Raw genomic sequence first — 18,605 nt, 5'->3', positions numbered from 1 at the left:
TTAACCTCCTATGTATTATTTTGAATATTTCATCTTATATTTCTATCTGTTGCTTTCATTAGTTTAACAAAGATCAGCGTGGCTCGAAACGTTCTCTTCCTTTCAGCTAACCATTATCTATGCATAAAAAAAGAGAGCTCGGCTCCCTTTTCTCTTGGTTGATTCCTATTCACTTCTTGGTAATTTTAAACTTGAACGACCAAGTCGCTGTGTTACCAGAATACCGACCTCTGTTCTCGGTCACCACCACGGAAAGTGTCTTGTTGGTTGATTTGGAGAACGAAGATAGTTTGACGTTGGTGCTTTTGCTCCCGTAATCGGGGATCTTATCCTGTTCTTCGGCGATGGCCTCCAGTTTCAACGTACCTGTGGATTTCAGGTTTAAGGTGACCGACGAACCCTCTTCCAGATCTTTGCCGTTCACACTTGCTCCGATGGCCCATTCGTTGCCCACAGAGTTATTCTCTACTAGCTCTGCGCTCACCAGCGTCACAGTGACTTTAACCGTTTTGGCGGCAGCATGGGAGGTGGGAGAACATACGGCGAATACCAGACTTAGAATCATGAAGACATTAGCCCATTTTTTGAACACGAGAGTGCCTCCCTCTTATTCATCTCTTTTATTAAGACTATGCCTTATTCGCCATGCTCATTAAGTAATCCTTCCACTCGTATAAGAACTTTTCATCCGCTCGGTTATTCAGAAATGCTTCCGGTAACCCTGAACCTTCTCATCCTTAAAACCCAGCTTCTCATAGAAAATATGAGCTTCCTTGCGCTGATCGCCAGACACCAGAATCATGTATTCACATCCGAGAACTCTCGCAATCCGCTCAATCTGGAGCATCAGCTTCTGACCAATCCCCTGCCTGCGCACCTGATCCGATACAATCACATTCTCCACAACCATGAACGGTTTGCATTGGCCTACCAGATCCATACACTCAATCCCCATAACGGACCCGACCAGTTCGCCATTGTAAAATGCTCCGAGCACGTGATAATGACCATTCTGCTGTATGTAATGAAACATCTTCTGCATCTGCTGCTCGTTCGAAGACGTTCCTATCAACTCATGATACAGTCTGCTTAAAGCCGGCAGATCCTCTAGTTCAACGGCTTTGATCGTAACCATAATATGTCCCCCTGACGTTCTATCTTATTTGCTAATCTAGTATTCTATATTCCATCTTATGTGAGGTCCTTCTTGAAATAGTAATGATGATGCCCTCTTGGTGCATTCTCTATCGTTGTAATCAGTTGGTATCCGTGCTTCTTGTAGAATTCTGGTGCCTGGTACGAGAAGGTGTTCAATTGGATGAAGTCACAAGATTTCTCGCGCGCAATGCGCTCAACTTCAAGAAGCAACTGAGAACCGTACCCCCTATGCCGCTGATCAGAATTTACCCAGAGAATATCAAGTTCCACCCAGTTCCAGCAAAGTGTACTGAGCACTCCTGCGACAATTTCGCCAGCCTCATTTTTGATATTATAATTAAATTCTTCATAACGATTCCTTAATTCCTCGCTCACATGGGCCGCATTATATGCGACTAATTGCTGACGAACATACGCCGAATCTTGCTCGGTATTTGGGATTATATTTCCTTTAGACATCTCCTATTCGCTCCTCACATCCATATTGGTTAACTGACCTTTTTTCCATTTACGAATTCGGGTCCGAAAAGATTTAAAAGGAGCTACCGAATTAATCTGGATCCACTTCACCATAGCCCACCCGGGCTTGTTTCCTGTCCACTGTCTCATCCCTTGTTCAAATAACTCCTCGTCACTCAGTGAGTCAATCCAGTTCTGCCACTGTTGTTCTGTCTCCTGAAACAAAGAGCGCAGCTCCTCCAGGGTATAGCCTGAATACTTTTCGTAAAATGATTCATTTAATGGCCCCAGTTGGTTCCATTTATATCCTGGTGCCGGCATATGACATTCATGTCCCAACTGTTCATTTCGCTCCCAGTCCATCACCAATTTCATCCATCCCAACTGGTAGGCGATCATTTGGGCAGGCGTCTTATCCACACCTTCAACCAGCTTATCTTTGTCGCTGTTATGGATGTCATTGAATTCACCCTCAAACAACACATAGGTGCGCCGAATCGTCTCACTTAACTCTTTCTTCGATCCATAAAGAACTCCAGGCATGCTACTTCACTCCCCTCGTTTCACCGGTATACATGAATCAGATTCTTGGACTCTATCATCATTTCGACCAAGTTCCATAATCATCCTTTTTTCCATGTGGCATTATACTTAGAAAAAGAAAAAAGGGCAGTCTGTACACATTACAGCTGCCCATAAATCAACCTATTTTGTTATATCAGCATACTCCTGAACCCAATTCTACAAGGCTTCCTTAATCACCCGCTTATAATACCACACAGACAACAGACCAAAGATCGAATATAACAAGGTATAGACCATCATGACAATGACCGTAGGTGTCGCCAGCTCCGTACCAAAGAAGAACCAACCTGATTTCACGGCAAAGTAACTATGACTGAGTCCCACCACAAGCGGAATACCGAAGTTAAACAATTGCTTGATCTGAATTCCCCTCAACAGATTGCTTTGTGTGAATCCAAGTTTACGAAGAATGGTATAATTGTCCTTCTCCTCTTCACTCTCATTCATTTGTTTAAAGTACAGGATGCATCCCGATGTGATTAAGAACGTCAACCCAAGGAAACCAACGATGAACATAATCAGGCCCATAGTGTTACGTTGGTTATTTCTGAACTCAATCTGGGAGAAGCTCGGAGCTTCCAATTCCAACTCCTTATATACAGCATATGCTTCTTCAGCCTGTCCATCGTTCAGAATATGCACACCATAGTATTCAGCCCACTCGGCTTTCTGCAGCTCGGGATCGAGATCCTGCTGCAACTGCTCATATACCGTTTCATCCACTACGGCAACCGGCGTGCCCCTACTATAGTATGAAGGAAGAACCCCCTGTTTGGTGGTTCCGATCAGTTGTTGGTCTAGCGTTCGCTTCAATCCATGCAAGACGATCGGACCTTTTTCCTGAATAGATATCAACTGCTGAACGGCATTTCCATATCCCATGAAGACCACTTCACCCGGTTGCAGATCAATGTTATCCACCATGTTGTCACTAACTAGACTACTGAACAAGTATTGTTCTGTCATGGATGCATCCATCACTTCATGAGCATCAATTTCAATGTAAATGGGCTGTCTATGCTTCTCTTCATATGGAATCTGTTTGTGTTCCAACTCCGCTACAAAGCGATTTTTCACCTCCGCCTGAGCAAAAGAAAAATCCTCCGGCAAGCTTTCCTTGGCCTGCGCCTCTGCAGAATAATACGAAATGTAACTGAGCGACAGCATGCCAATAGCAAGCGCCGACACGGTGGTAATAATTGTGAGCAGCAATGCATTCGACTTCATGCGGAACATGATTGAAGATAAAGACAACACCTCATGAATGGTAAGGTATCCGTTTTTACTTTTGCGAATCAGATTAAAAATAAAACTTACGGACCCCTTATAGAACAGGTATGTCCCCAGTATGACCGAGAAGAGAATCAGGATCATCGTATACATCAATTGCTGCATATCCATTGCCTCACCGCTGAACAACCGTGCAGACAAGAAGTATCCATACACAATCAGGGCAATGCCCAAGACGCCAATCATCATCTGTCCGACAGACATCTTCTGTACCTGCTGCTCCGAAGTGGCCGACACCCGAAAGAGCGAGAGAATGCTTTGTCCTTTGATAAAGGTGTAGTTCATTAGCATGATGAGCAAATATATAACCGTAAAGACAATGACCGTTTGCATCAAGGCCATCGGAGAGAAGTACAGTTTCGTAATCGCATCCACACCAAGAATTTTGAACAAGATCATCAATACCAGCTTGGACGCAAGAAATCCCATCAACACACCGATAACCATGGAGCCAAAATAGAGAATACTGTTCTCCGCACTCAAAATGCCAAAAATTCTGCCTTTTGTCAGTCCGATTAATTGGAATAACCCAATTTCTTTACTGCGCCGTTTGATAAAGATCGTATTGGCATAGAGCAAAAAGATGCCGACAATGACGATTAACAATACCGAAGATGCGCCTATAGCCGCTGCACCTTTCGTTGAAGCAGCCACCTCATCCATGGAAGGATCATACTGTAACGTCACAAAGGAAAAATACAAGGCCACGCTGAACACGAGTGCAAATACATAGAGATAATAATTCTTCAGATTTTTCCTGAGATTACGGAAGATGATATAACTCAAGCTCATTGCTGCACACCACCCAACACGCCCTGGGTTTTGATAATGTCGTTGAAGAATGATTGCCGGGACTCGTCTCCTTTATTCAGTTGGGTGTAGATCTGACCGTCACGAATAAAGATCACTCTGCTACAGTAACTTGCGGCAACCGGATCATGAGTTACCATAATAATAGTCGCCTTTCGTGCGCTGTTCATATCACTTAATTTGCCGAGCAGATCCGAAGCGGCCTTGGAATCCAGCGCTCCTGTCGGCTCATCCGCAAAAATGATACTTGGCTCGTGGACAAATGCTCGTGCTGCCGAAGTCCGCTGCTTCTGCCCCCCTGAAATCTCAGATGGATACTTGTCTTTCAATTCGTAGATCCCCAGTTCACGGGCAATCTGTTCAAACTTCCGATGTGCCTCCTGTTTTGGAATGCTCGTGATGGAGAGCGGCAATAGTACATTTTCCTTCACCGTAAGGGTATCCAGCAGATTATATTCCTGAAAAATAAAGCCCAGATGATGTTTGCGGAACTCAGCCAGCTGTTTCTCCTTCATCCCGGTGAATTCCTTGCCCTCAATATCAATCGTACCCTGGCTCACCCGATCGATGGAGGAAAGTACATTAAGCAGCGTCGTTTTACCCGAACCCGAAGGGCCCATGATACCAACAAACTCTCCTTTGCTTACCCCGAGATCGATCCCCTTCAGCACTTCCTGTTTATTTAATTTATTACCATAGACTTTATGAATTTTTTTGGCTTCCAGTATCCACATATCCCACTCACTCCTCTTAGATCTTCTGCAAAATGCTCATATCTATATCATAGGCGGGATGTGCAGTGTTATCGTGCGATTCACCGAACAAAACCAAAAAGCATGTGACATTGTTGTCACACGCCTGCAAGATGCACCATGTCGTTTTTTCGCGGAAAAGTAAGTGTGACGGTTGTGCCCTCGCCAGGAGAAGACTCTACATGAATGCTCATATGAAGCGTCTGGACCACCTGACGAACCAAATATAAACCCATCCCGGTAGCCGCCCCATCCATTCTTCCTTGGGTGGACGTAAATCCTTTATCAAATATACGCGGCAGATCTTGAGTCTCAATCCCTCGCCCGTGATCCTGAATCATCAGTACGATGTGTCCATCCTGTTCCCGACTTTCAATAAGAATATCCGATGAATCACTATACTTCACCGCATTGCTCAGCAACTGCCGGATAATAAATCCTAACCATTTGCTGTCTGTCAGCACGCGAGTAACTGTGAGGGAGACATCGAAGCCAATGCCTTTGGAAATGCAACACGATCTCAGGGCTCGAATCTCGCCCTTCAGCACCGGTTCAAGTTCTGTCTCTTCGATGAACAAGTCATTATGCATAAATGGAATCCGTTTCTGGTGAAGCTGCTGATCCAGCAACTGATGGATTCGTAGCCATTCATATGTCATTTGGCTCTGTAGCTTGTCATCTGGCAAACGCTCGATCATCAGTTGCAACGCAGTCAGTGGGGTCTTCACCTCATGAATCCAGGACAACATCTCGTCCTTCTCCTGTTCCAGGGTGATAAAATGATGTGATGACTCCTTACGATACCGCTGCGTCTGAGAGGTAATGGCCTCGTGTACAATCAGTTCATATGGACTCTCGGCGATGTCAAGCTCCCCAAGATCATAGGTATGATCCCAGGTGCTCAGTTTTTTATAGAAACGGGTCTCTTTCAGGTATCTCGCCCAGATAAAAACAAGGCATACCACCACATTCAGTACTACGATATACATCACAGATTGGAAGGGAATGGACGAGTCCAGGTAGGCCACCAATAAAATAATAAGTTGTATGCTTACCAGTAGCCATAACCAACTAGCCCTTTCTCGTATGTACTTTCTGATCATGCTTCCGCCTCTTCCGTCGCCATGTAGCCCTGACCTACTTTGGTTTCAATGTACCGCTCCAAGCCGATGGGTTCAAGTTTCTTCCGTAACCGATTAACGTTAACCGTCAGCGTGTTGTCACTCACGAAATGCTCATGATCCCACAAGCTCCGGATGAGTTCCTCACGGGTAACAATCTGATTTTTGTGCTCGATCAGTACTTTAAGAATGAACATCTCATTTTTGGTTAACAGGACAGATTCATCCCCGCAGGTCAGTGTATTTTTCATATATTCAATAGCAGCACCACGCCAGGTTCGTAATTCAACCCGCTCTGTATTATAATTGTACACCCTCCGCAAAGTCGCTTGGATCTTGGCAATCAATACATCGAAGTGAAAAGGCTTCTGGATAAAATCGTCTGCACCCAAATGCATGGACATAACCATATCCGCAGGATGATCCCGTGAGGACAAAAAGATAATCGGCACATTGGAGTGCGAACGAATAATTCGGCACCAATGAAACCCATCATATTGAGGCAACTGAATATCAATAATGACAAGTTGCGGCTGAATCCTGCTATACTCCTGCAATACCTTGCCAAAGTCCTGCACACCATACACGTCATACGACCACTGGGACAAGCGTTCCCTGATTTCACTGAATAACGATTCATCGTCTTCAATGAGCATAATTTTAAACAAGAGACTTCACCACGTTTCTGATCTTCTAAGGTTGAATAAGGTAAAGGTAGTTAGACTCCGTTGTTGCAGGATCACCTTTACGGTTACGAATCGTTCTTCCGATCGCTGATTCCAGTGTACAGGGAAGTTGGGCTTATATCAAAAGGTATCCATACTTTGTAAAGAAAACGAACCGAAATACGTATATCATATTAGCTCTCAATAGTGTGTATCACATGGCTTGCATCACTGTGTTCCTCGATCCGCTCGATCAACTGCTTCGCCACATCTCGTGGCGATCTTAATTGGCCTGCTTCATAAACCTGGCTGAATAGCCCGGATAGCGCAAATTCATCTGCACTTTTGCCTCGTGCAACAGCCTGCAATTCCGTATCAACCATCCCCGGATCAAAAGCAATCATCTCAACAGGGTTCTGCCGTCCCGTTTGTTCCAAAGATACACATTGGGTGAACATGTTCATGCCTGCCTTGGATGTACAGTACACGGCCATTGAAGGCGCGGGATAACTTCCCGAACCCGATGAAAGATTGACAATTTTACGTCTAGCGGACAGATGATTCGTCTGTTGAATAAAAGATGAACTTAATATCATTGGCGCTGCGAGACTGATGTTGAGACTCTGACTTATCTCTGCCGCACTGCATTGATCTATGGGTTTTAGAGGTTCCAGCATCGCTGCATTATTAATAAGTCCAATGAAATCCGCTTCCTGGGACGGAATTTGATCCAATATGCGTGTAACCAAATCGTCAATCCCGGTCAGGTCGGCTAGATCGTACTGAACATGGCGGTAACGCCCGCTCCATTCCTCGCTTGATTCCAACAGATCTGAGCTCCCGCGTGAAATACCGTAGACCCAGTCACCCTTGGCTAATAATAACTCTGCAAGCTGTAGACCGATTCCTTTCGATGTACCTGTAATGATAAAGTGTCTTCTTCCTGTTCCTGTTCCTGTTCCTGTTCCCATTCCAATACCACGTCTCCTCTATTTACAATTGATCATATCCAAATATAAGCCTACGAATCTTTCTTTCTCCATAATGTAGCCCACAGAAAAGGAACACCAAAACACGCTTCATGCTGCTCCATCGCCTTCATCGCACGTAACTCGACACACTCGAAGCCATCTTCCAGCATGTAGCGAAGCTTCTCCTCCGTGAACGCCAGACCACCTCGCATTGACTTCTCTTGATACACCTGCCAATCATTCATAACGATCTCTGGCCCACCAATATCGCCATAACCCGGAGCAAAACAAGTCATTCCAAAGTATCCTCCCGGTCGGAGTGCACTGTGGATCATCTCTATGTAGGGAATGCGCTGATGTGGTAACAGATGATGCAGACAACCCGAGTCGTAGACAAGATCATATTCTTGCTCTGGGGCCAGTTCGAACACGGAGCGGCATTCAAAATGCACGTCCAGTTGCTCTTCTGCAGCCCTCTCCTTCGCCCAAGCAATAGCTGTCTCCGAAAGATCATAAGCATCGACCTGATATCCTTGGCGTGTTAGATACAACGCATTTCTGCCCGGCCCACAACCCAGTTCCAGTGCCTTGCCGCCACGTAACAAACCTGCGTTCACATGCGCTACCAGATTCTCATCCGGTTTGTTTGGAAAAAAGGGAATAGGCCTGTTCCGATCCTCATAGAAAGGTTCCCAAAACTGCTTGGCAGATCTGAAGTCCGCATCGAGCATATCATATAGATCCTGCACACTTTTAATCGTCTTTTCCACAACCACATTCCTCCTTCAATTCTCCGTTCCAATCCTCATTCTTTGCTATCAATTTCTTGTTATTTTCATTAAATCAGCCACACTTTATTATAACATTTTTACCCAGTAGTTCTCTATTTTTCTTGTGTTTTTCTACTTAAAAACATAAGCTTTTTCCCAACAAAAAAACGACCGACATGGATGTCGATCGCTTACAATAGTAGCGGTTCTGAGTTGTCATTTACTTTGCCCGTTCCAGTACGGCGAAGTAATTCCCTTCGTTATCGGCAAAGTTGAAGACACGTCCGGTTGGCATCTCGACAATCTCTCCCACCGTTACATGTTTACTAGATAAGTCGGCATATAATTGATCCAGATCTTCAGTGAAGAACATTAACGAAGGGGTGCCCAGATTCACACCCGCCGACATCCGCGCAACGAACTCCTTGTCATGGAGAATAATACTCGTCTGCGAATCTGGGGTAGGCGCAATCTCGATCCATCTCATGCCCTCGTCCAGGTTTACTTCATCCACAATATGGAAGCCCGCAACTTCCGTCCAAAATGCCAGTGATTCATCTTGATTGTTGACATACAACATAATCTGGCCGACTTTGCTAAACATGGATCAATCACTCCTCTGATCATCTAATCTCTCAACATCCTGTTTATCATTCCTCAAATTCCAATAGAGTATAACATGCAGGACAGCTTTTTTATCATCTTTTTTAGCAAGTACACATTACATTTCTTGCGCGGCATTTAACTTCTTCGTAAGATAAAGTACAACATCATCGTCCATTATTGTTTCTTCACCCGGCTGAATGTAATGATCGTGCTTGTGAACACCGTGACCGTCTGGTATGTATCCGCGATGGGCATATAGAATTTGCGCTTTGCCATAATCGGAAAATACGCCTACACCAATGCCTGCTACATCCGTTCGTTCCAGAATGACTTCCTCTGCTCGGTCCATAAGCCGCGAACCAATACCTTGGCGCTGGTACTTCATCAGCACATTAAAATCGTTGATTTCAGGAATCCCCTGCTCCCTGAACGCTGGATAGTATGATGCCCATAATACATTGACGTAACCGGCAAATTCTCCATTCAACTCCGCAACCAAGGTCACACGTTCCCCATTCTGCTGTTCGGTCAGGTAATGAAGATACTGCTCGGCAGATTTTTGCCATCCCTGCGCTTGAAAAGCCTGCGAGATTACAAGTGGATCATTCTCATTCAAGAGGCGTATATGTATATTCATCACAGCACTCTCCCTTTACAACAGGTTTATCGATTCTTTATATTCCCAGTTTTTCTCTAAGCGATGTGATGTGGGCAACATGGTGTTTGCCATGCCAAGCATACATGCCCAGATTGTAATCCAATCTCGTCGTTTCTTCCGATGCGGGATGATAGAATTGTTTGGCATAATCTGCATCTGTCAACGCGTTTAACAGAAACACCCAACGACGATGCAGCGCATCCAGAATTTGCAGCGAGAATTCGATATCCATGTCCCTAGAATCACTTAATTCAGCCCAGCGCTCTTCATAATAAGGCCGAATCGTAGGTGTATCTTCTGTCAGTGCCAGCTTGAAACGAATCATGCTGTTCATGTGGCTGTCTGCCATGTGGTGAATCACTTGTTTGAGCATCCATCCACCTTCTCGGTATGGCAGACTTAATTGCTCCTCACTCAGTCCTTTAACCGCTTCTCGGGCGCGTTCAGGTAGCTCAGCAATGTCCTGAATCCACTGCTCTCTCTCTGCAGGCGTAACCTCGCCCGTGTGTACAAATGGTCCAATTGGAAATCTATCATCCATCCATTATTCCTCCTTGTTTGTGTGATTCGAAATATTTCTATCAGCATCTACGGGGTATATTCCATGAGCCAACAGTCTCTCATCTGTCCTTCATGCTGCTCATGTTTCTCTAACAGCTTGATCCGTTGGAAACCACATTTCTCATAACAGGATATCGCTCGCACGTTCCAGGATTGAGGGTCCATGACCACTTTTCGCGCACGCTTTTCGTTAATCAGAAAATTAAGCATGGATTGCATCAACTGTGTACCTATACCTTTATTCCAGTAATGTACCTCACCAATAAACTGATCCGTTCCATAAATGATCTCATCCGTGTCTCCATAACCATACTCCGTTCGTTCTTCCTCCTCAAGCTTATAGAACTGAATGTATCCTATCGGATTTCCTCCATACTCCACGATACAACGAGTAGCATCATCATCCTGATTGTAAAAATGTTCGCTTACCATATCCAGATTATGCGCCCGATCACGGCCTTCATAATATTGAAGAACTTCCGGGTCGGACAGCCACTTCACCAGATGGTGTTCATCTTCTGTTTCCAAGAAACGTACGATGATTTCGTTCGATTCATATACATTCATCATTCTGATTACTCCTTAACCATACTTCTGAAGTAGCTCCTTCTCTGTATAACATTGAGTTAACCTATCCAACTCAGGGGAGGCCATCCAATCACTGGAGGTATTCAATCCATGCTTGATGGTATGGATCGCACTGTGTGCAGACATATATATATTATGATGAATTCCCGGCTGGACAACGATATGCTCTCCTTCACGCATCACTCGTATGGAAAGCATCTGATCATCTCCATAACTGGCATAAGCAATCCATCCGGTTTGCACCATATAAAACTCCGTTAAATTGGCATGTACATGACTGTTTTGCCAAGCTCCCTGGGATGAGGCAACGGTTCTACAATAATAACTGCCATCTTCTGATATCATTTTATATTTCTGTTCCCCGTTCGCCATCTGCTCGAAGCTGGTTTTGACACCAGTTTCACCATATTTCTGTTCTGAAAATTCTGTGTTCAATCGGCTTCAGCTCCTTACGGCCTGCCAGATATGGTTGAGTCTAAAGGTTCTACCTGACAAAAAATCCCTTTACCCTAACATTCGACATAGGCAAGTCAATTCTCCTGTTTGGATAGTCGATATATCTTTGCTAAAATTTGAAACGCTTCTCTTCCAGTTTCCGTATTAAGGTCGAAGTCGTATGTATCCCCAAATAATAAACCATCTGATCTGGAGGTTGAGCGCATGTCATTTTTCAAGAAAATGTTAGCCAGTGTAGGTGTTGGATCAGCCAAAGTAAATACGGAATTGCATACACCAGAGGTCACGCCTGGAGGAATCATCTCGGGGGTCGTGTACATTGAAGGTGGAGATGTGGAACAGAACGTAGATCGAATCTATCTTTCAATCAAAACCCACTACATACGGGAGCGCGATGATCGCAAAGTAAAAGAAACAGCCGTTATAGGCAAATATTTGCTCACCGAAGGTTTTACATTACAGCCCGGAGCCAAATTGGAGAAAGACTTCTCATTTGACCTGCCAGAAAATCTGCCGATTACACTGCATCGTGCAGAAGTGTGGGTAGAGACGGGCCTCGATATCTCAAGCGCCGTGGACCCCTCAGACCGGGACAGATTGCATGTCGTTCCTACCAAAGACATGAACACCGTGCTGGATGCGATTGATATCCTTGGTTTCAAACTGCGTGAAGTAACCAATGACTATGCACCAAAGCTGGGCGGCAATCTGCCATTTGTGCAAGAGTTTGAATTTGTACCAACAAACAAATTCCGTGGGCATCTGGATGAGCTGGAAGTCATGTTCTATCCCATGGGCGATTCGCTCGAACTGTTATTACAGATCGATCGCCGCGCTCGTGGACTCAGTGGAATGTTCTCGGAAGCGTTGGGCACGGATGAAAGTTTTGTCCGCCTGCATCTGTATGAACGACATCTGGAACGGGGTGCACACTCTGTCGCTCAAGGACTGGAAGAAGTCATTTCCAAACATATCTAATCTATAGTCTGTGGAAAAAATAAAACCGTCCTCTATCAGACAAATCTGATGAAGGACGGTTATTAGGTTGGGGCAGTTTCACATCGTAACGAGCTGTGCTGAGCCGCTAATACACTTCGGTACTTTTCAGACTCAACGTTTCACATACAAGCTGTGCAAAGGCATCGAAGCTGCCGCAGGATCGCAGGCTTTCCAGCTGCTCCTCCTGCCGGATCAATTCTACAAACAAATCATAGATCCCCATCGCCTGTTCGTAATCCTCTTTGCAGATGGATAACATAAATACAGCATGTACTTCATTCTCCTCATCCCACGGAATCGGCTTCTCTAACAGACATACCGATACGGTTGTACGGGTTGAACTCAGCTCCATGGGATGCGGAATGGCCATGCCTCTTCCGAGCGCGGTTGAAGACATCTTTTCCCGCTCCTGCACAGCTGGCCAAAATTGCTCCGTCACAATCCCCTTCTCCAACAGTGCCCTGCTCATCTCAGCCATAAGTGTCATTTTGTCAGGCTGATCCGACCGAAACATGAACAACTCCGGATCAAAGTAACGCAGCAGTGTCATTTCCTCCTGTTCATCACTGGTTCGCACCAGATGAGTGATCGTTGCCATGTCACGTTCCGATGGAATTGCAGCAATCACAGCCGATGGTTTGCCTTTGGACTCACGTAACCGGATCGTGGAAATGACCAAGTCTTCGGGCACACTCCCCAGATCCTCGTACTCCCGTAGCGAAACTACACGTGAGACCTCCAGCTCGGCAAATAACGAACGCAATCTCGACTCAAGAATGCGGGCTGTGCCATATCCTGACCCACAGACCAGCAACACGGATTTCCGTTTGCGATGAGGAATCTGATATTTACGTTCCAATGCTGCACCAATGTGAAGAGCCAGGTAACCAATCTCGCTGTCATTGATCTCGTAAGGTACGTATGTCTGTAGCTGTTTCACTGTGCTGATCGTAATCTCGTAGGCCAGCGGATAATATTTACGTATATGTCCCAGCAGTGGATTCCGCATGTTCATGCCATGTTCCAATCGCGTAATCATGGGTTTCAGATGCGCATACAGATCATTCGGCAAGCGGTCATCATCACGCAGATCATAGGTGTACCGATCATAGATATGACCCAGCATCTGCTGTACAGCAACATATAATGGATCACTTCTTAGATTATTCCAATCGGTAGCGGTCATTTTTTTGCTAACAATGTGCAGCAACAGATAATCTCGTTCTCCAACTGGACAATGAATGGAATATAACGACTCCAGATCCTGAATAATCTGCTGCGCAAGTTGCTGATCCTGAACATTCGCCTCCACTTTCTCGAATTGCTCCAGTTCATGTCCCTGCTTAATACGCAATACCATAACAGCCAGATGCGTAATCAGATCTTTCAGTGCCACATCCGCAATACGAACATCCTGTTTGCCTACATGGCGAATGACGATCTCGCGGATGTGCGCGGGTTCAATTGGATACAACAACCGTTCCTGTGCAGCTGTCATTCCTTCCGGTCCCAGTTCTTCATCTCGCGCATCGGCGTACTCGGCAAGGCAATAGCGGAATCTTTGCTCGTCTCCGACGACCTTCACACCATGTCCTGGCTTGATCTGAAGCTGAAGCTGGTAGTTCTCCAGAATCTGACGAATAATTTTCAGGTCATTGTTCATCGTTGCACGGCTTATAAACAGCTGATCAGCGAGGTCTTCCATCTTGATATGACCCGGTTCACCAAGCAGCTTGAACAATTCATAACGTATGCGTTCATCCGGTGACCCAGGTACGGGTGCGCCTGCTTGCCGATCATCCTGTCGTTTCTCCAGCAGTTCATCATACCTCTTCGCATCATGCACACGGATGGAATATCCCCGCCCACGCTTGGATTCCAGGCTCCCGCCATGTCCTGCCAGGATATGATCCAACTTTTTCAGATCATCCCGAATGGTACGCACAGTAACCTCCAGCCTGTCTGCAAGTGCTTGACTCGTCCAAGCCTGTTCCTGTCCTTCACCATGAATGAGGTGGAACAGCTTTTTCAATCGTTTAGTTGGAAAAATCATACCGATATCCGACCTCCCTTCTGATCAGGATTGTGTCAAACTAAAGCTCACCTTATATCGATACAAGTACCGTCATCAATTTACAATGTGCGAGTTCCGGCAAACGAACGACCTCTTCTCCATCGGTTAACTTTTGCTGAGGCTGCAGTGGTTGTTCACCAAGAGATACACGCTCTGCATGTACAGGTTGATTAAAGTGTATGTTCACGTTTGCAGACTGCGCCAAATATGGATTGAAGACACGTATAATGTATCCATCACTCTGCTCTGCTTTCTTGAAGCTGCTTAACACCACGTTGGAATCGTCGCTGAACGACATCAGGCTGTAGTCTGTATCAAGAACACGTGCCTCATCGCGGAAAGCAAAGATCAGTCGTCCGTTCAAAAAGTCGCATAGCTGATAACTGCTAATCGGTGTTAAATATTCACGCGCAGCACGAGCTACATTCGCCTCATCAAACCCTGAGGATTGGATATGCAGGCCAAAGGTAAAGGAGAGCTCGCCAAGCAATTGCGCGTCTGGTGTTGCTACAATTTTCTCACCGGAAGCCCGGCCAGGACGATACAACAGATTTTCCTTACCCATAAAGCCGAAAGTTCGGAACAAGGTCAGGGCAATGGTGTCCATTTGCTCCCCAACAATCTCATACTCACGTACACCTTCCGTCATCACAGCCATACCATGCGAACCATTGTTCAACCCGGCATAACTCTGCATCGCTTCAATGGTGATCGGTTTCTCCTGCCATTGTTCGCGCTCCCATACCTCCACTTCTGGCAATGAGGTTGGACGAGCTATTACACCAAACGGTTGGTCTGCAATGGATAGGGATGAAGCAATTCCTGTATCAAAAAGGACACGCAGACGGTGGCTGAACACCTCATTCTGCACCTGAACCTGGAAGCGGATCAACTTCTCTCCTTTGCGAAGAGATATCTGCACCTGCATTGGCAATGCCCCCGACGTGATGCCTGCTGCGCGCTCTTCCAGATCATAGGGAACATCCAGCGTGAAACGCAGCGATAATGTCTGGGATACAGACGTTTGGGTGGTCGTTGCGCTCATCTGGCTACCTGCCGAAGAAACAATCAGATCACGCTCGGGTGGAGAATAATTGTAGGAATCTCCGTCATCCCCATTATCTTCAAAGACCATTTGATCCGCATACACATGGCCTGACCGCTTATCTGTAATTTGCAAGGTACCGTTTGCTTGCAGCGTAATGCTGAAATGTTCATTTTCAATCGTGTCCCCGTTACGCCGCTCCATGACAGGTGCAGCTCCTTGACTGAAATCAAAAACAATCTGGGTGTAACCCATTGCCGGTACCTCTTGCAGTTCCACCAGCAATTTGGCGCGATATACCCGTTCCGGAAGATGCACTTTGCGGCTTGGATTGAGATCGATGTGCTGTCCAAGTACATAATCGGTCTGATCTGTTTTTTCCACTATGGTGTAGGCCAGCTCGCGTCCCTTCGTGTCCCGAATCACAAAGGATTCTTCCGGAATATAAGCTTCAATCTCAGTAACCCCGCCTCGCACATACGGTAGCGTGTTGAACAGGGTGAACGCAAATGTCTCCTCCTGCTGTATCGTTGAAGCAATCATCCGCATATGCAGGTCAAGCAGATTCAGTGCGATATCATAGGCCTGTTTGTAACGGAACGCAACGTCCTGATTCGTTGTATCGCTGTTACAGCCACCGATGCTGTCATGTGCCGCATTCTCAAACAACAGCTTCCAGATGTCCTCCACAATGCGATGCGGGTAATCATGCCCGAGAGAATGGCTAATCGCAAGCACAGGTTCTAGCGTGTTAGCGATCAGATTCTCAATCCGGTTATTCTGTTGCTTGAGATCCGCACGGGTGGAAAAAATGGACTTGTGAATCCGCATGTGCTTGGCTTCCATTAATTCACCCCGAAGTACAGGCAGATCCTGACTATCCGCTTCGATCTCCGCCAGAAAACGCTCCGGTTCATTCATCACATATTCGCGTTCGGTATCCAGCGCATTGAACCGTTCAATCAATTCCGGCAGATTCAACCGGACAGGAGCCTGATCAAACCCATTGGGGAAATAGATATGCCTGGTGGAGGCTTTCCGTTCAAGCGCACCAATCTGTTTCTCCAGATAAGGGATCAGATCTTCCTCATTTTCCGGAATGTTACCGCCGTAGTAATACCCGAATGGCATCTGTACAGCAAATACACGACTGCCATCCGATCCTTCCCACGTAAATTCCGTATGTGGATTTGTATTATCTGATACGCCTCTCCAGAACAGAAAACGTTCAATGCCGAACTCGCGATAGATCTGCGGCATCTGTGCCGATTGTCCAAACGCATCCGGGACATAACCAACCTTCATCGCATGCCCGTACTTTTGTGCTGTTTTCATACCATAATACAGGTTTCGGACCATCGATTCACTGGAAATCACCAATTGATCCGTCTGTGTATACCAGGGTCCAGTCATCAGTCGTTTGGCTGAAACCAGTTGGCGGATACGTTCCTCATCCTCGGGACACCAGCGGATGTAATCATCCAGCAGCGAGCCCTGTGCATCCAGCAGGTAATAATGAAATCCATCGATATTCTCCAGTGCATTCAATACTTCCTTGACGTGTTTGACGAGATACACTTTGGAACGGGAGGTCGTAAAATACCATTCCCGGTCCCAGTGTGTATGTGGAATTACATGTACTTTGGTACGATTTCTCTCACTCATATCTCTATATCCCTCCAGATGCTTTTTAAAGGTTGTTCAAAAAAGTCCGCTTTTGATTACGAGGGATGCCTGTTGGCATCATCAGCATCGAAGATGGAATTCAGCCGAAATAAGTGGATGCTTACGAAGGTTGTTTCCTTCAGAAACATTGTAGTTGCTCACGTAGTTTCCCCTACGCTCCGCTACTCCATTTCTACCTTCATCCCATCTTCTTGGTACTGAAAACCGATCTTTTTGAACATGTACTTTTAGTCAAAAACGAGTTCGATTTCTTCCCCGTTTTTCTTCACCGAAGCTTCCTGAGTCTTCGCAGGCTGTTTCTCTTCTTCATCGCGGAAGTTCACCAGCATGGTGCCACCCGCCACGATCAGTGCGCCGACAAGGCCACCGGCAAGGTACGCGATTGGGGTACCTACCGATACAGCTCCATATAAGCCGCCGATCGGTGGCATGATGATATGTGCTCCCAGCAATGCGGTCAGGGCAGCACCCGTTGCACAGGCAAACATATTGACCAGAATCATTTTGGCAGGGTTACGCAGCGTGAAAGGAATAGCACCTTCCGTGATGCCGATCACGCCCATAATCACTGCACCTTTCCCCGCTTCCTGATAGGTTTTGGAGAAACGTTTCTTCATCAGCAATGTCGCCAAGCCATAACCAAGCGGCGGAATGCAGATGGCAATATTGATGAAAATATTCGGCAGATAGACACCGGACAGGAACAGGGCGTTGCCTGCCATCCATGCCGCTTTGTTGACAGGTCCGCCGAGATCGAATCCGATCATCGCTCCCAGAATAATCGCAAGCAGAACGGTATTCGTTCCGCTCTTGCTCATGTTTTGAACCCAAGCAATGAGATACTCATTCAGCGCGCCCAGCGGGCCCCCCAGAATAACCGCCATCAGAAATCCGGTTAAACCGACGGTAATCAGCGGTAAAATGATTAACGGTACCGAGCCAGCGGCCGGACCTGTAATCTTGACTTTGTTTTTAACCCACAAGGTGATGTATCCGGCAAAAAAACCGGAGATCAACGCACCGAGGAAACCGGCGTTGGTCTGCTGTGCCAGCACCCCGCCGATCAGACCTGCGGCCAGCGCAGGTTTGTCGGCAATGGAGTACGCAATGTAACCGGACAGGACAATCGTCAATAGTCCGATGCCGCTCCATCCTACATTTTGCACGAGATATAAAATATGCAAGAATCCGCTTCCATCTTTGTACGGATCAAGATCAGTAATGCCCATCGACAGTGCGATAATTTTACAGATGGCAACAACCAGGGAACCCGCGATAATGACCGGCAGCAGATAGGAGATACCTGTCATTAGATGTGTTTTTGCTTCACCGAACCATTTTTTCATCGTAC

19 protein-coding genes are annotated in these 18,605 nt (G+C 46.2%); 1 reads left to right on the top strand and 18 read right to left on the bottom strand.

What is annotated here, in order from left to right; translation table 11 throughout:
* Positions 1-169 precede the first annotated feature (169 nt).
* From AC1S8V_RS08445 to AC1S8V_RS08375, 15 genes are all read right to left on the bottom strand, one after another.
* Positions 170-592, bottom strand: a complete 423-nt coding sequence (locus AC1S8V_RS08445) for a hypothetical protein (protein ID WP_482073251.1) — start codon at positions 590-592, stop codon at positions 170-172.
* A gap of 108 nt (positions 593-700) precedes the next feature.
* Complete coding sequence (locus tag AC1S8V_RS08440; protein ID WP_482073250.1) at positions 701-1,135, bottom strand: N-acetyltransferase family protein; 435 nt, start codon at positions 1,133-1,135, stop codon at positions 701-703.
* A gap of 56 nt (positions 1,136-1,191) precedes the next feature.
* The gene (locus tag AC1S8V_RS08435) at positions 1,192-1,617 is read right to left on the bottom strand and encodes a GNAT family N-acetyltransferase (protein ID WP_482073249.1); all 426 of its coding nucleotides are present in this window, start codon (positions 1,615-1,617) and stop codon (positions 1,192-1,194) included.
* 3 nt (positions 1,618-1,620) lie between these two features.
* Positions 1,621-2,160 (bottom strand): ClbS/DfsB family four-helix bundle protein, encoded by a 540-nt coding sequence (locus AC1S8V_RS08430; RefSeq protein WP_482073248.1) that lies wholly within the window; start codon positions 2,158-2,160, stop codon positions 1,621-1,623.
* A 198-nt stretch (positions 2,161-2,358) separates the two neighbouring features.
* Entirely contained in the window at positions 2,359-4,284 is a 1,926-nt protein-coding gene (locus AC1S8V_RS08425; RefSeq protein ID WP_482073247.1) for an FtsX-like permease family protein, read from the bottom strand.
* Positions 4,281-5,036, bottom strand: coding sequence for an ABC transporter ATP-binding protein (locus tag AC1S8V_RS08420; protein ID WP_482073246.1), 756 nt, complete (start codon positions 5,034-5,036; stop codon positions 4,281-4,283). Before AC1S8V_RS08420 ends, AC1S8V_RS08425 begins: the two co-directional genes overlap by 4 nt.
* A 116-nt stretch (positions 5,037-5,152) precedes the next feature.
* On the bottom strand, positions 5,153-6,157 hold the full coding sequence (locus AC1S8V_RS08415) for a sensor histidine kinase (RefSeq protein WP_482073245.1): 1,005 nt from the start codon (positions 6,155-6,157) through the stop codon (positions 5,153-5,155).
* A complete protein-coding gene (locus AC1S8V_RS08410; protein ID WP_482073244.1) occupies positions 6,154-6,843 on the bottom strand; it encodes a winged helix-turn-helix domain-containing protein in 690 nt (229 codons plus the stop codon). Before AC1S8V_RS08410 ends, AC1S8V_RS08415 begins: the two co-directional genes overlap by 4 nt.
* A gap of 191 nt (positions 6,844-7,034) precedes the next feature.
* Positions 7,035-7,811 carry an SDR family NAD(P)-dependent oxidoreductase gene (locus AC1S8V_RS08405; RefSeq protein WP_482073243.1) on the bottom strand — a complete coding sequence of 259 codons (777 nt, stop codon included), beginning with the start codon at positions 7,809-7,811 and terminating at the stop codon, positions 7,035-7,037.
* 50 nt (positions 7,812-7,861) lie between these two features.
* A complete protein-coding gene (locus AC1S8V_RS08400) occupies positions 7,862-8,581 on the bottom strand; it encodes a class I SAM-dependent methyltransferase (protein ID WP_482073242.1) in 720 nt (239 codons plus the stop codon).
* A 220-nt stretch (positions 8,582-8,801) separates the two neighbouring features.
* Positions 8,802-9,185 (bottom strand): VOC family protein, encoded by a 384-nt coding sequence (locus AC1S8V_RS08395; RefSeq protein ID WP_482073241.1) that lies wholly within the window; start codon positions 9,183-9,185, stop codon positions 8,802-8,804.
* A gap of 117 nt (positions 9,186-9,302) precedes the next feature.
* The gene (locus tag AC1S8V_RS08390; RefSeq protein WP_482073240.1) at positions 9,303-9,824 is read right to left on the bottom strand and encodes an N-acetyltransferase family protein; all 522 of its coding nucleotides are present in this window, start codon (positions 9,822-9,824) and stop codon (positions 9,303-9,305) included.
* Between the two features lie 37 nt (positions 9,825-9,861).
* Entirely contained in the window at positions 9,862-10,386 is a 525-nt protein-coding gene (locus tag AC1S8V_RS08385; RefSeq protein ID WP_482073239.1) for a YfiT family bacillithiol transferase, read from the bottom strand.
* A 47-nt stretch (positions 10,387-10,433) separates the two neighbouring features.
* Positions 10,434-10,973, bottom strand: a complete 540-nt coding sequence (locus tag AC1S8V_RS08380; protein WP_482074431.1) for a GNAT family N-acetyltransferase — start codon at positions 10,971-10,973, stop codon at positions 10,434-10,436.
* Positions 10,974-10,988: 15 nt separating this feature from the next.
* Positions 10,989-11,429 (bottom strand): cupin domain-containing protein, encoded by a 441-nt coding sequence (locus AC1S8V_RS08375; protein WP_482073238.1) that lies wholly within the window; start codon positions 11,427-11,429, stop codon positions 10,989-10,991.
* Positions 11,430-11,654: 225 nt separating this feature from the next.
* On the opposite strand from AC1S8V_RS08375, the gene AC1S8V_RS08370 reads away from it, so the two are divergent.
* Positions 11,655-12,428 (top strand): sporulation protein, encoded by a 774-nt coding sequence (locus AC1S8V_RS08370; protein ID WP_482073237.1) that lies wholly within the window; start codon positions 11,655-11,657, stop codon positions 12,426-12,428.
* 106 nt (positions 12,429-12,534) lie between these two features.
* Here AC1S8V_RS08370 and AC1S8V_RS08365 read toward each other — a convergent pair whose 3' ends face one another.
* From AC1S8V_RS08365 to AC1S8V_RS08355, 3 genes are all read right to left on the bottom strand, one after another.
* Positions 12,535-14,502, bottom strand: coding sequence for a BglG family transcription antiterminator (locus tag AC1S8V_RS08365; RefSeq protein WP_482073236.1), 1,968 nt, complete (start codon positions 14,500-14,502; stop codon positions 12,535-12,537).
* Positions 14,503-14,554: 52 nt separating this feature from the next.
* Positions 14,555-17,233: a mannosylglycerate hydrolase gene (mngB, locus tag AC1S8V_RS08360; RefSeq protein WP_482073235.1), complete on the bottom strand. Its 2,679-nt coding sequence runs from the start codon at positions 17,231-17,233 to the stop codon at positions 14,555-14,557.
* A gap of 248 nt (positions 17,234-17,481) precedes the next feature.
* Entirely contained in the window at positions 17,482-18,600 is a 1,119-nt protein-coding gene (locus AC1S8V_RS08355; protein ID WP_482073234.1) for a PTS fructose transporter subunit IIC, read from the bottom strand.
* Positions 18,601-18,605 lie beyond the last annotated feature (5 nt).

The sequence above is a fragment of the Paenibacillus sp. B46(2026) genome, from assembly GCF_056786355.1.
The sequence above is the reverse complement of the archived record's forward strand: the minus strand, read 5'-3'. Positions and strand labels throughout refer to the sequence as shown.